Origin of the sequence: Acidisoma cellulosilyticum (assembly GCF_020621385.1) — a bacterium.
Lineage (GTDB): Bacteria > Pseudomonadota > Alphaproteobacteria > Acetobacterales > Acetobacteraceae > Acidisoma > Acidisoma cellulosilyticum.
Genome location: NZ_JAESVA010000005.1, coordinates 391,232 through 403,352 on the forward strand (window position 1 = coordinate 391,232; position 12,121 = coordinate 403,352).

Here is a 12,121-nt window from a genome sequence, read left to right on the forward strand (position 1 = left end):
CGTTGCGCTTACCGATAGCGGGATAAACGTCCTGCGACTCTGAGAGTTTCCGCATCTGATGCTGCCCGCGACCGGACGGCTGGGCCGCCGCGACTGGCTCGATATCGCTGTGCTCGGCCTATCCCAGGTCCTGGGTTACGGCACGCTCTATTACAGCTTCAGTACCCTCGTTCCCGCCATGGCGCGCAGTTTCCACTGGCCGCGCGACTGGATTTTTGGCGCGCTCTCCCTGGCGTTTCTCGCTGGCGGCCTGGCATCGCCCTGGGTCGGGCGCTGGATCGATCGCGTCGGCGCCGGCCGGGTGATGAGTATCGGCTCGGTCGCGGCGGCAGTGTCCTTGGCAGCCTGCGCACTGGCGCCGACCGGCGCGCTTTTCGTGCCGGCGCTGATCGCCATGGGTTTGGCCTCCACACTCGTGCAATACGGCGCGGCCTTTCCCTTGCTGGTGCAGCGTCACCCGGCGACGGCGCGGGCCAGCATCGTCTATCTGACGCTGATCGCGGGCTTTTCCTCAACTTTGTTCTGGCCGCTGACAAGTTGGCTGGACCATATGATGACCTGGCGACAGGTCTATTTCATTTTTGCGGGCCTTAATCTTTTCCTTTGCCTGCCGCTGCATCTGTTTCTGTGCCGTCGCCCATCGGCAAGGCCCGAGTCCGCGGCCAACCCGCCGGCCCGCATTCTGGCATCGGCCTCGGGTCTATTGCCACCCCATGCGCGCATGCGTGGTTTCGTGCTGATGGCGGTTGCCTTCTCATTCCAGAGCTTCGTGGGCTCGGCGATCCTGGTGCATATGCTGCCGATGCTCGATGCCTTGGCCCTGGGGCCGGCGGCGGTTGCCGTCAGCGCCCTGTTCGGCCCCGCCCAGGTCGCCAGTCGCTTCATCAACCTGGTCTTCGGAAAAGATATGCCGCAGCTGACACTGGCGACGATCTCGGCTGCGCTCTTTCCGGTCGCGCTGGTCGCACTTTGCCTGACCGCGCCATCCTTTGCCGGTGCCATGCTCTTCGCCGTCCTGTTCGGCATCGGCGGCGGGCTGAACAGTATCGTCGCCGGGACGCTGCCTTTGGCGCTGTTCGGGGCGGAGGGCTACGGCGCCCGCCAGGGCAAGATCATGTCCGTCCGCCTTGTGGTGGGCGCCATTGCGCCTTTCGCCTTTGCCGTCATGACGGATCGCATCGGCATCACGCCCACGCTTCTGACCATGGCCGTCATAGAACTCGGCGCCGTTGCCGGTTTCGCGATGATCGCCCGGCTGGTCTGATCCCTGACCGGTCTCTAGAGTCCGTCAGGTTTAGGTTGAAACGACCCGTTGCCCCGTCATGGCCGGGCTTGACCCGGTCATCCAGTCCTTGGGCGCCCCAACGAATGGATGCCCGGCTCTGGGGCCGGGCATGACGATATTAGGGACAAGCTTCAGTTAAAATCAGACAAACTCTAATGCGCGGCGATAATATGCTCGCGGAGTTCGGCATGGGTGAAAGCCCGGCCGATCACCCGGTTCCGGCCCGCATTCTTGGCGAGATAAAGTTGCCGGTCGGCGGCATTGATCCAGGCTTCCGGCGGGATATCCAGCGTGCAAGGGGCGGTCGCGACGCCCAGGCTCACCGTCACGAAGGCCGCGGTATCGGAGGCATCATGCGGAATGCCGAGAGCCGAGACCCGCATGCTGATCGTCTCGGCGATCTCCATCGCTTCCTCATGCCCGATATCGGGCAGGATGCAGGCGAATTCCTCGCCGCCATAGCGCACCGTCACATCGGCCGCGCGTCTGGCCGCCCGGTGCAAGGTCGCTGCCACCTGCACGATGCAGCGGTCTCCGACCATATGGCCGTAAAGGTCGTTGAAGCGCTTGAAGAAGTCGATATCGAGGATGATGACAGAAAGCAGGCCGCCGGTCACGGATAGGCGTCTGGTTTCCCGCGCCAGGCTCTGCTCAAGCTGCCGACGGTTGCCAAGCCCGGTGAGCGCATCCGTCACGGCCAGCGTCGCCAGCTGATCGCGCATGCGCTTCAGTTCAAGATGGTTGCGCACCCGCGCCTGCACGATGGCGGGGGAGATCGGCTTGGCGATGTAGTCGATCGCGCCGAGCGCGAGACCTTCCAGCTCCGCCCCCTCATGGCCCAAGGCGGTCGTGAAAATGATAGGAATATCGGCGAGCAAGGAATCGGATTTGATATGCTTGCAGACCTCATAGCCATTGGTGCCGGGCATCAGCACGTCGAGCAGCACAAGATCCGGCATCACGTTGCGCAGCAGTTCGTAGACTTCGTCGGCCGAGGTCGCGAAGCTGATGTCGTAGTCATCTTCCAGGGCAGCGCTGAGAATCTCGATATTGGAGACTTCGTCATCGACGATCAGAATGACAGGGCGCTTGTTCATGGCAATATGTCCTCGGGCACCACGGCGGATGCCGTCAACTCCTCAAGATAGGCAAGTGCCTTGGGGTAATCGAGAGCGGACAGCGCCTGCCGGATGGGATCAAGCCGCAGACCTTCAGGCGAATTGCCCAGACGTGCCTCGACGGTTTCGAACATTTTCCGCGCCTTCAGGCTGCGTCTTTGCAGAAGCTGTTGCAGCTCGGCCAGTTCGGACGCGACCGGCGTATAGTCCAGCGTGCCGGCGCGCAGCAAAGCCGGTGCCACGGGCGCGACAGGGGATTGGCTGCGCAGGCTTTGCGCGGCGGCGATGGCGGGCTTCATGGCCTCGTCCAGGCGCTGCGTCAGTCGGGGCAGGTCGTCCAGGACTCGCTTGGCGAGCGCGTCTTCCAATTGCCGCGCGCATTCCGCGACGTCGCGAATTTCCAGCGCGCCGGCGGTGCCCTTCAATGTATGGGCGCTCCTCCGGGCCTCGTCCCATTCGCGGTCGGTGATCTGGTTCTCCAGCACCGACACGGCATCCGCGAATTTATAGCTGAAATCGATGATCAGCTTGCGCAGCAGTTTCCGTCGGCCGTTCAGACGCGCCAGCGCCGTGCCGAGATCGAAGGGCGGCAGCTCCGCCGGCAGCATGTCGTCGGCAAGCTGCGGCGGTGCGACCTCCGCTGCGGGTGCGGGTGCGGCCGCCGTGGCGGCTGTCCTGTCACGGCCGCCGGGCCTGAGCCAGCGCGACAGCTTTTCCAGCAGCAGCGGCGGTTCGATCGGCTTGGTCGAATGGTCGTTCATGCCGGCATCCAGGCAGTTCTGCCGCTCCTGCTCATAGGCATGGGCGGTCATCGCGATGATCGGCAGGTCTGTCGCCGAGAAGGTCTGCCGGATGCGCTTGGTCGCCTCTATCCCGTCCATCTCGGGCATCTGCACATCCATCAGAACGGCATCATAGCGCGTCGGCGCGGCCTCGATCATCTCGCAGGCAATGCGCCCGTTCTCTGCCTGCTCCACCACCAGACCGGCATCGGTCAGGATTTCATAGGCCAGTTCGCGGTTGATCTCGTTATCTTCGACGAGCAGCAGAACGGCACCGCGATAGGGGGCGGCGATCATCACCGTTTCTTCCGGTGCCATCGTCTGCCGTAGTTCCTCGCTGCCAAAGATCGCGGCCAGGGTTTCCAGAAGAATATCGGTATCCAACGGCTTGACGAGGAAGGCCGCGATACCGGCGGCACCGGCGGCGGTGATGGCTTCTTCGCGACTATAGGCCGTCACCATCATGATCGTCGGCATTTTGGGAATGCTATGATCCTGACGCATCTGATTGACCGTCTCGATGCCGTCCAGCCCGGGCATGCGCCAGTCGAGCAGAACGAGGTCGAAGGGTTTGCCGCTGCTATTCGCGGTGCGCAGCATGCTCAAAGCCTCGCTGCCGGACGCGGCCAGATCCAATTGGCTGAACCAGGGGCTGAGGGTTTCGGACAAAATCTCGCGCGAGCCGGCATTATCATCCGCGATCAGAACGCGCAGGTTGCGCAGCTGACTGAGGGTCGCGTTAGAGGGCGCGGCGATCTTGGTGGACAAGGACAAGCGCGCGGTGAAGGAGAATTGGCTGCCGATACCCTGCTGGCTTTGCACGGTCAGCGTGCCGCCCATCAACTCCACCAGCTGGCGGCTGATGGAAAGGCCCAGACCGGTGCCGCCGAAGCGCCGGGTCATGGAGGTATCGGCCTGGGTGAAGGCCGTGAAGAGCTGGTTCACCTGGGCCGGCGTCATGCCGATGCCGCTGTCCCGCACTGAGAATTCCAGCAGCAGGTCGTCGCCTTCCTGCCGGATCACCCGCACCGAGAATTGCACATGCCCGGCATCGGTGAATTTGATGGCGTTGCTGACGAGGTTGGTCACCACCTGGTTCAGCCGCAGCGGGTCGCCGATCACCGTATCCGGCGTATCGGCGCTGATGTTGAACTCAAGCTCGATATTCTTCTCGACAGCGCGCAGCGCCAGCATCTGCCGCACGGAATCAAGCGAATGGCGCAGCTGGAAGCTCGTCCGCTCCAAGACCAGCTTGCCGGCTTCGATTTTGGAGAAGTCGAGAATGTCGTTGATGAGATCGAGCAGGCTGGTCGTCGCCGATTTGATCTTGACCAGATAGTCCCGCTGCTTGGGCGTCATTTCCGTGCGCAGCGCCAGATGGCTGAAGCCGAGGATGGCGTTCATCGGTGTGCGGATTTCATGGCTCATATTTGCCAGGAACAAGGATTTGGCGATGCTCGCCGCCTGGGCGTCCTTCGTCCGCTCGGCGACCGTTTCCTCCAGCGTCTCGTTATGGCGCTGGATCTCCGCGCTCATCTGCTCGACGCGGGCGAAGCTTTCCACCAGCCGGTTGCTGACCCACATCAGCACGCTGCCTTCCAGCAAGACGATGACCGCATGGAAGACGACACGCGCGATACCGCCGCCATTCGGAAAGACCGCAAAGGGCAGCAGCAGATCGAGTGCCAGATGATGAAGCATAATGGCGACAGAGGCGAGCAGGATGGCCCGCCAGTCGCACCAGGCAATCAGCAGCGCCAGACATGCGAAGAAATACATATGCATGTCGATCTGCCAGGGATTGCCGCGCAGCAGATAGACGAGAAGCGCCGGCTCCCCCACCAACGCTACGGCCGAGATATAGCGCGTGGCCGGGCCGATGCCGCTCATCTTCCAGCTCAGATGATAGGCGCCGGCCAGAACCACGGCGAAAAGCGTCGGCAGCAGGATCGGCTCGCCGAGACCCCAGGATACGATGACGATTATCGGCACGTGACCCCAGAGCATCAGGGCCATCAGCTGTCCGAATCGGGTCCTGAGAGCGAGGATCTCAGCCATGTCAAAAGCCTTGGGGTTGCGGCGCGGACAGACAGCCGTGCGCGGCGATGGGGTTGATCACAAGCCAGGCGCCGGCGCGGTACAGGGCAGCGACGAAATCAGGTCGGTCGGAGGTTACGATGAAAATATTTCGCAGACCGCCGGCATCGACAAGCGCGCCGCCGGCACGGCCGACAAGGGCCGCCGCCTGCAAGGCGCCGTCCCATGGCGGCAGTACGATCGCGACTTCCTTTTGTCCCGGACGCGGTTGCGCGACGAGGAGCAGGATAGCCAAGACCGAGACAAGAAGAAGCAGACCGGCGGGCAGCAGATGTTTCCAGCTTGGCGCAGGGTCGGCCGGGGCAGGGCGCCGGCTGAGGGCGATTTTCCCTTGCGGTCTAGGCCGATCCGGTAGGACGCCAGCTTGGATCATCGGACGCGCAAGTCTCCCGCAGCGGCTTCGGCCGGCGTTACAGCGTTAAAAACAGACCAGTCAGGGTGTAGAGGGTTCATAAAGCAACCGGATTAACCCACTTGGCTAGGTGGTGTTAGCTGGGCTTCATCAAAAACTCATCTGAAATTTCGCACGCCCCGGCTGTCCCGCGCTTTTCGAAAACGAGGGAGACCAAGGACTAGGGAAATTTTGGTGTTTTTGGAGAGGGAAACAGCCGGCCTAGAGCATCTTCACACAGTCAGATGGAATCATCTGACTGTGTGAAGATGCTCGCAAAAACAATAACCTAGAGCGGTATCTGTGAGCGTAAGCGAGCAGGAAACGCTTTAGGGCCGGATAGACGAGGCGATCTTTCCGGGTCTTGGCGCGGATCAGCTTTCCTCGTCGGTCGGCCAGACCCATCCGGCCGAGCGGTAATAGCGATGCAATTGCTTCACGATGGCGGTCGCGGTGCTGTTCGTGGGTTTGCTCAGCCCGCCGTTCAGATTCGTCACGACGTCGATGCCGCCGCCGATGGCAAGGTGAATAAGATTGCCGGTGGCAAGTGCGATGCCGCCGGGCAGGATCAGCCCCGGCTTGATGCCGGTATCGCTGGCCGTATCGAAGGCAGTGAGGGACGAATGCGCTGACGGCAGGGTGGTTTCCAGATCGGCGCGCGCCTCCAGCTTGGCGCTGCCCATGCCGAAGCCGATCAGGAAACGCTCGGCGCGGCTGCCGGGGTCCGCCTGCTGGATCGAGACATGCAGTACGGCCGCGCCCGGTCGCGCGCTGCCTGCTGTGTAGGGGATGGCCGCGATATGCGCCTTGCCGAGCCGTCTCACCACCGCTGCCTGCAATTGCGGTGCGACAGCGGCCGCTGCCCTTGTCTGATCCGCGTTCGGCATCGGCGCGGTATCGACCGCGACGAGGATTTCGCTCGGTGCCGGGGTGGTGGTGCTGACCGAGGCGATATTGCTGACATGCGCGCCGGCGCAGGATGACAGCAAAAACAGCGACAGGCCGGCCAGCGCGGCGCGGCCAGGCTTCCGTTTAAGGGCAGCGGGCATCGTCTTGGGAAGTGAGTCTTGCATGCGAGGTCCCTGCGTCATCATGAATTATGATACGCAGCCTGCGAAATCATCCCCCGCGGCCGATGCCGCGCGGGATGATAGGTCACCGTCAGGGTGTGTAATAATAAGCCGGCGGCGGCGCATAGACCACCGGCGGCGGCGCGGCATAGATAACCGGGGGCGGTGCCACATAGGTCGGATAGGCCGGGTGCGAAGCCGCCGCGATACCAACGGCGGTGCCGACAGCCAGACCCGCGACACCCGCCGCCGCAACGGCGCCGCCCGCATAGCAGCAAGGGCCATGCCCATAATAGCCATGGCCGTAGTAACCATGCCCATAATAGCCGTGGCCGTAATAACCGCCACCGCCCCAATGGTTGAAGGTCGCCGTATTGCCGTGCGGGCCGGTATAGCGCCAGCCGCCGGCCATGGCCGGGCCGGCGAATGCCGCCAAAGTCAGCGCCGAGACAACGGTCGCGATAGAGAGCTTCTTAAACATGATATGTCTCCAGCATCCTTGATGATGGGATAGGTTTGATCAGGAAACCGCGCTTACGGCGCGTTCCAGTCGTTCTGATCCAGATAACCCTTGTTGCCTTGGTCCCGTTTTGCGAAACGCTTTTGCAGGATCGATTGTTGCTGTTGTGGCGTCATTGCCTTGAAACGCTGTGCAAGGGGACCGTTCGCATTCGCCAGCATCTGCATGGCGTAGGCGTCGAATTCCGGGAAGGTGACGCGCCCGTCATGGTTGGCGTCGGCGACAGCGAAATTGCCCTTCATCTGCGCCAGGGCCATGGGTGCCAAGGCAAGCGTGCCGGCAAAAGCGAGAAGCCCCAGCGTCCCGATGCGGCGGGTCTTGTGTGCAGTCATGAGAGTCTCCGTCATTGGTCTTGACGCAGACTGATACGGAAGCGGGAGAGCGATGCGACATCATCCCCCGCTCGCCTCTCTCATTCGTGACCGTCAGGGATCGAAGCCCGTTTCGTGCATGCTTTTGCGCGTCGCATCGCGGTCGGCGATCAATTTGCGCCGCCCTTCCGGAGAGACAGCGCCCAGCGCATCGACCAGCGGGCCACGGAAGACGTCGAAAAACTGGTTCCAATCGCTGCGCCAATTATTCAGGGATTGGCTGACGGCCGCCGGGTCATAGGGTTCCGCGCTAATCGCCTGTCCTACGGCATGCCGAGCCGAAGCGAGCCTTTGGGCCGATCCGGCAAAGACCGATGATTCGCTTTTGATGACCTGCCGGAAGGTTTTCGCATCCTTGGGCGGCAGGCTGTGTTCCGCCGTCGCCAGCGCCTGGGCGAGTGGATTGTCGAACCGCCGCTGGCTCTCAACCCGCCAGATGTGACTGCCGATCAGGGCGACCAGAAACAGATTGATAATGACCGAGACCGACAGCGCGATCTTGGCACGGGTCCAGCAAGGGGGGGTGCGTAGGACCATGGCCATCAAAAGGGCAGGACGTGGAGGGGAGAGGTCTGCAGCAAGCTCAGCACCCCTTCCGATATGCCGGACGGTGCCGAAATGGCCCCGATCAGAAACCCGCCGGCGACGGCGATGCCGCCGGAGGTCGCAAGGCCCAGCCAGCCGAGATTGGCCTGCACGACAGCAAAGCCGTGGTTCAGAGACACCAGGCCCGGCCAGCGCCGGCGCTGGCCGCGGGCGACGCCGTCCCGCGCGATATGGCCCGAGACGCCCGCGCGCAGGCGCGCCACGGCCGCCGCTTCCTCGGCCTCAGTCCACAGCGCGGCATGCTCCGCCCGGCTCATGGCATCAAATAGCGCGTCGGTTTCGGCAGCGGAGGCGAGGATGGCCTGAGCGTCCGCGGAGACTCGCAGCAAAGCCTCGGCATCCCGTCGCTCGTCTGCGGGCCAGCGCAGCAGGTCGGCGCCATAACTGTCCGAGAGCGCCTTCAGCCGGTTGATCGTCATCATTCGCGGCCCCCTTTCACGTCTGTCTTTGAATAGTGTCACGCAAAAAGGCACGCGCGCGTGCCAGCAGTCTTTCGATGGCCTTGGCCGATAGACCCAAGGTCCGGCCGGCCTCCGCGCCCGACAATCCCTCATCATAGACAAGTGTCATGGCGGCGCGCTGCCGGGCAGGCAATTGGTGGAGAGCCGCCAGCAGCACCTTGTTCCGCTCGGTCGTGGCGAGCTTGTCCTCGGCGCTGTCGCTGGGGTCAGGCGCGTCGTAATCCTCCGGCAACTGACCGGGCTGGATACGCCGACGATGATCGATGCAGAGATTGACGATGATGCGATACAGCCAGGTGCGAAACTGCGCGCGCGCGGGGTCAAACCGCGCGATTTGAGACCAGGCGCGCAGCATGGCTTCCTGCGTGATATCCTCGGCGATGAGACGGTCGGGGATGACGCGCGCCGCGACACGCAGGGCGAAGGGCCCGTGCCGCGTGACGATCTCGTCGAAAGCCCGGCGGTCGCCCTTGCCGGACCAGCCAGCCAGGGCTTCATCTGTCGCGTCCCGATAGGTAAGCGGACCCGTCATTTGGGGCGCCTTGCCCCAAAGACCCGCCTGGGCGCGCAAAATCGACATACCATTCAGCCATGACCCTGCTGCTCATCCAGCCATCACGCCGGGCGAGACTGCCATGCGTGGGTGCGAGCCTGATACGGGGTGGGGCAGGCAATCCCCCCTGTCGGGGCTGATCTGGTCAGTGCGGCGGAGATAACGCCGGGCGCGCTGAGCGCGTTCGGGTCTCAGAATCAAAAAAGGCCGGGCGAACCCGACCTTCTTCTAAGCGCCTCAAGGGCTAGTGCCAGTACATCCGTGGTCACTGGCCCAAAGCGCTGTCCGAATTACGCGGACTGAAGATTCTCGGCGGCAACCTTGCCGTTACGATCATTCTTCACGGCGTCGAAGCTGAGCTTCTGGCCTTCGCTGATGGAATGCAGGCCCGAACGCTCGACGGCAGAGATGTGGACGAACACGTCCGGGCCGCCGTTGTCCGGCTGAATGAAGCCGAAGCCCTTGGTCATATTGAAGAACTTAACTGTTCCAACGGTCATGACGATTTTCCTTTCAATCGCATTAAAAATTTGGCCCGGGCGGTTAGCCATGACGGACCGTTCATGGTCGATTTTGAAAGAGGAAGATCGTCAGCGGCGCAGGTAGCGCAGGAACAAAGTTCGTCAGTAAAGATCGATGAAGGGCTCTCTAGACCCTCGGAACAGTATCGGCAAGACAATTCTGAAAAAGCGTAAGACATGCGCCAGTTGCAGTGCAGGGCTCGCGCCATCAATCGCGCGGATTTCAGGCCTTTGACTGCTTCGGCCAGCGGCGATGCAGCCAAAGCCAGCTGCCCGGGCGGGCGCGCACCCAGCCTTCTACTGTCCGGTTCAGCGCAAAGGTGATGGCCGCGATATCGGCGGTTCTGTCGCCCGTCAGGGGGATGTCGAGCGCAGGTTCGCAGATCATGCGCAGCCGCGCCGGTCCGATACGCTCAACCCGGACCGGCACCAGCGGCAGGTTGAAGCGCAGCGCGAATTGGGCCGGGGCCGTCGCGGTCATCGCCATCCGTCCGAAGAATGGCGCCGGGATTCCGTCATTCATCTTCTGGTCGATCAGCAGGCCAAGCGATCCGCCGCGAGCGACATGCAGCAGCGCCGCGCGGGCGCCGGCCGCCCCCTTGGCGAACATGGAGACATCCGCGCCATGCGCGGCGGAGCGCATCGCCTGGATGGCGTCCTCCATCGCGGGATTCGATGCCCGCCGATAGGCACCGGACACGGCAAGGCCCATCTGCGCGGCAATGGGAAGGATCATTTCCCAATTCCCGCAATGGGCGGAGATGAAAATCGCCTGGCCCGGCGGCAGGAATTCCGCCCCGGCAAATTCCCAGCCTGGGCCGCTTTCCGTGCGCTTCAGCCGCGCGAGATGCGGCAACTCCCCGACATTGCGGCCAAGATTGCGCCAGACATCGACGATGATCCGCTTCCGCTCGGCGGCGCTGAGGTCCGGCAAGGCGCGGCGCAGATTGCCATCCGCGACCTTGGACGGGCTCAGATGCGGGCCGATCGCCGCGGTGACGGCACCCGCCAGATTGGAGGCATTCACCGGGCCGATCAGACGCAGAAAGCCGAATCCGGCCCGCATCGCGAGCTTCGTCGCGGACTGCCAGGGATAGGCGCGCCGGCCGCCGTCAGCGCGCCGGGTTTTGTCTCGCTCCATGGATTAGGCGCTCAGAATCCCAGGATCTGCGCGGTATCCTGGTCCACCGGTATGCCGTCGCGCAGGCGCTGTTCCACGACCTGCCATTCGCGGTCGCCCGGCGCCATCGGCGGCGGGAAGCCCTCGCGCGGCGGCGAGGCGCGCAGCGCATCCAGATAGCGGCGCATCCCGGCCGCCATCTCCGTCACGCCGGCAAAGCGCGCCGGGTCGATCGCGATGAAGAAATGGCCGAGATTGGAGGGTTTCGCCGTCTCGGATTTGCCGAGCGAGACCAGATCATGGTCCAGCGTCGCCCCGGTCAGAATGGCGGAGAACAAGGTCGCGACACCCGCCAGTGCAGCGCCCTTGAAGCCGTAATCGGCGCCGCCCATCGGCATCAGCATCGTGGCATCGGCCGGATCACGCACCGGATTGCCGCTGGCATCGACCGCAATGGCCTCCGGCAAAGGATGCCCGAGCGAGCGGTAGAGCAGCACGCGATTGAAGGGAATGGCGGAGGTCGCCATGTCCATCAACCAGGGTTTTTCGCCCGGCACCGGGGCGGCGACGGCCAGCGGATTGGTGCCGTGAAAGGCCTCCCGCCCGCCGAAAAGCGTGACCAGGCTTTCCGCATTGGTGGTGGCAAAGCCGATCATCCCGGCTTCGGCTGCTGCCAGCGCATAGGCACCGGCCGCGCCGTAATGGGAGGAGCCGGTGGCGCCCACGGCACCGATGCCGCTGTCCCGCGCCAGTTCGACCGCCGCCTTCATCGCCTCATAGCCCGTGTGATGGCCAAGGCCGTTATCGCCGTCCAGCATGGCGGTGGCGGCGGCCGTCTTCCGCAACCTGACCTGCGGGCGGCCGTTGATTTCGCCGGATCGCAGCGGCCCGTCGTAATAGCCGACCAGCCGCACGCCGTGGCTATCCACCCCATGCAGCGAGCCGTGCATCAGCGCGCGGACGGTGGCGGCGGAGGAGGGGGCATCGGCGCCGGCTTCCGTCAGTTTCTGCTGCACGCGCTCGGCCAGCTTTGCCGCTGGTACGATAATAGGAGCTTTCATCCCGCAACCCTTGGTCTCTTCCCGCCAACAGATAGCCCCTGTCGGGGGAGGAGACCAAGGGGACAGGATCGGCGTAAATTGGAAGAATCATTTTGTGCGCGTTTGTCCATGCCCGCGCCCGCGCAGGCGCCTAGGCTGCCGGCATCGTCACGGCGATCCAGGTCG

Annotated in this window: 13 protein-coding genes; 1 reads left to right on the forward strand and 12 read right to left on the reverse strand. The window is 63.5% G+C overall.

What is annotated here, in order from left to right:
• The first annotated feature begins 58 nt into the window (after positions 1–58).
• Positions 59–1,264, forward strand: a complete 1,206-nt coding sequence (arsK, locus tag ACELLULO517_RS16750) for an arsenite efflux MFS transporter ArsK (protein ID WP_227308545.1) — start codon at positions 59–61, stop codon at positions 1,262–1,264.
• Positions 1,265–1,437: 173 nt separating this feature from the next.
• On the opposite strand, the gene ACELLULO517_RS16755 is transcribed toward arsK, so the two are convergent.
• From ACELLULO517_RS16755 to ACELLULO517_RS16810, 12 genes are all read right to left on the reverse strand, one after another.
• A complete protein-coding gene (locus ACELLULO517_RS16755) occupies positions 1,438–2,382 on the reverse strand; it encodes a diguanylate cyclase (RefSeq protein WP_227308546.1) in 945 nt (314 codons plus the stop codon).
• Complete coding sequence (locus ACELLULO517_RS16760; protein WP_227308547.1) at positions 2,379–5,201, reverse strand: response regulator; 2,823 nt, start codon at positions 5,199–5,201, stop codon at positions 2,379–2,381. Before ACELLULO517_RS16760 ends, ACELLULO517_RS16755 begins: the two co-directional genes overlap by 4 nt.
• 43 nt (positions 5,202–5,244) lie before the next feature.
• The gene (locus ACELLULO517_RS16765; protein WP_227308548.1) at positions 5,245–5,655 is read right to left on the reverse strand and encodes a hypothetical protein; all 411 of its coding nucleotides are present in this window, start codon (positions 5,653–5,655) and stop codon (positions 5,245–5,247) included.
• Positions 5,656–6,047: 392 nt separating this feature from the next.
• Complete coding sequence (locus ACELLULO517_RS16770) at positions 6,048–6,746, reverse strand: DUF4410 domain-containing protein (RefSeq protein WP_227308549.1); 699 nt, start codon at positions 6,744–6,746, stop codon at positions 6,048–6,050.
• A gap of 88 nt (positions 6,747–6,834) precedes the next feature.
• On the reverse strand, positions 6,835–7,224 hold the full coding sequence (locus ACELLULO517_RS16775) for a hypothetical protein (RefSeq protein ID WP_227308550.1): 390 nt from the start codon (positions 7,222–7,224) through the stop codon (positions 6,835–6,837).
• A gap of 53 nt (positions 7,225–7,277) precedes the next feature.
• On the reverse strand, positions 7,278–7,595 hold the full coding sequence (locus tag ACELLULO517_RS16780; RefSeq protein WP_227308551.1) for a CREC-EF hand family protein: 318 nt from the start codon (positions 7,593–7,595) through the stop codon (positions 7,278–7,280).
• A 93-nt stretch (positions 7,596–7,688) separates the two neighbouring features.
• Positions 7,689–8,171, reverse strand: a complete 483-nt coding sequence (locus ACELLULO517_RS16785; protein WP_227308552.1) for a periplasmic heavy metal sensor — start codon at positions 8,169–8,171, stop codon at positions 7,689–7,691.
• Positions 8,172–8,176: 5 nt separating this feature from the next.
• Entirely contained in the window at positions 8,177–8,662 is a 486-nt protein-coding gene (locus ACELLULO517_RS16790) for a hypothetical protein (RefSeq protein WP_227308553.1), read from the reverse strand.
• A 13-nt stretch (positions 8,663–8,675) separates the two neighbouring features.
• A complete protein-coding gene (locus ACELLULO517_RS16795; RefSeq protein WP_227308554.1) occupies positions 8,676–9,233 on the reverse strand; it encodes a sigma-70 family RNA polymerase sigma factor in 558 nt (185 codons plus the stop codon).
• Positions 9,234–9,544: 311 nt separating this feature from the next.
• On the reverse strand, positions 9,545–9,754 hold the full coding sequence (locus ACELLULO517_RS16800; RefSeq protein ID WP_227308555.1) for a cold-shock protein: 210 nt from the start codon (positions 9,752–9,754) through the stop codon (positions 9,545–9,547).
• A 244-nt stretch (positions 9,755–9,998) separates the two neighbouring features.
• The gene (locus tag ACELLULO517_RS16805) at positions 9,999–10,916 is read right to left on the reverse strand and encodes a lysophospholipid acyltransferase family protein (protein ID WP_227308556.1); all 918 of its coding nucleotides are present in this window, start codon (positions 10,914–10,916) and stop codon (positions 9,999–10,001) included.
• Between the two features lie 11 nt (positions 10,917–10,927).
• On the reverse strand, positions 10,928–11,956 hold the full coding sequence (locus ACELLULO517_RS16810) for an Ldh family oxidoreductase (RefSeq protein WP_227308557.1): 1,029 nt from the start codon (positions 11,954–11,956) through the stop codon (positions 10,928–10,930).
• Positions 11,957–12,121: the final 165 nt, after the last annotated feature.

What these genes read in the sequence shown, in the direction of transcription:
- arsK (WP_227308545.1), top strand. Translation starts at nt 59, where the DNA reads ATGCTGCCCGCGACCGGACGGCTGGGCCGCCGCGACTGGCTCGATATC.
- ACELLULO517_RS16755 (WP_227308546.1), bottom strand. Translation starts at nt 2,382, where the DNA reads ATGAACAAGCGCCCTGTCATTCTGATCGTCGATGACGAAGTCTCCAAT.
- ACELLULO517_RS16760 (WP_227308547.1), bottom strand. Translation starts at nt 5,201, where the DNA reads ATGGCCCTGATGCTCTGGGGTCACGTGCCGATAATCGTCATCGTATCC.
- ACELLULO517_RS16765 (WP_227308548.1), bottom strand. Translation starts at nt 5,655, where the DNA reads ATGATCCAAGCTGGCGTCCTACCGGATCGGCCTAGACCGCAAGGGAAA.
- ACELLULO517_RS16770 (WP_227308549.1), bottom strand. Translation starts at nt 6,746, where the DNA reads ATGCAAGACTCACTTCCCAAGACGATGCCCGCTGCCCTTAAACGGAAG.
- ACELLULO517_RS16775 (WP_227308550.1), bottom strand. Translation starts at nt 7,224, where the DNA reads ATGTTTAAGAAGCTCTCTATCGCGACCGTTGTCTCGGCGCTGACTTTG.
- ACELLULO517_RS16780 (WP_227308551.1), bottom strand. Translation starts at nt 7,595, where the DNA reads ATGACTGCACACAAGACCCGCCGCATCGGGACGCTGGGGCTTCTCGCT.
- ACELLULO517_RS16785 (WP_227308552.1), bottom strand. Translation starts at nt 8,171, where the DNA reads ATGGTCCTACGCACCCCCCCTTGCTGGACCCGTGCCAAGATCGCGCTG.
- ACELLULO517_RS16790 (WP_227308553.1), bottom strand. Translation starts at nt 8,662, where the DNA reads ATGATGACGATCAACCGGCTGAAGGCGCTCTCGGACAGTTATGGCGCC.
- ACELLULO517_RS16795 (WP_227308554.1), bottom strand. Translation starts at nt 9,233, where the DNA reads ATGACGGGTCCGCTTACCTATCGGGACGCGACAGATGAAGCCCTGGCT.
- ACELLULO517_RS16800 (WP_227308555.1), bottom strand. Translation starts at nt 9,754, where the DNA reads ATGACCGTTGGAACAGTTAAGTTCTTCAATATGACCAAGGGCTTCGGC.
- ACELLULO517_RS16805 (WP_227308556.1), bottom strand. Translation starts at nt 10,916, where the DNA reads ATGGAGCGAGACAAAACCCGGCGCGCTGACGGCGGCCGGCGCGCCTAT.
- ACELLULO517_RS16810 (WP_227308557.1), bottom strand. Translation starts at nt 11,956, where the DNA reads ATGAAAGCTCCTATTATCGTACCAGCGGCAAAGCTGGCCGAGCGCGTG.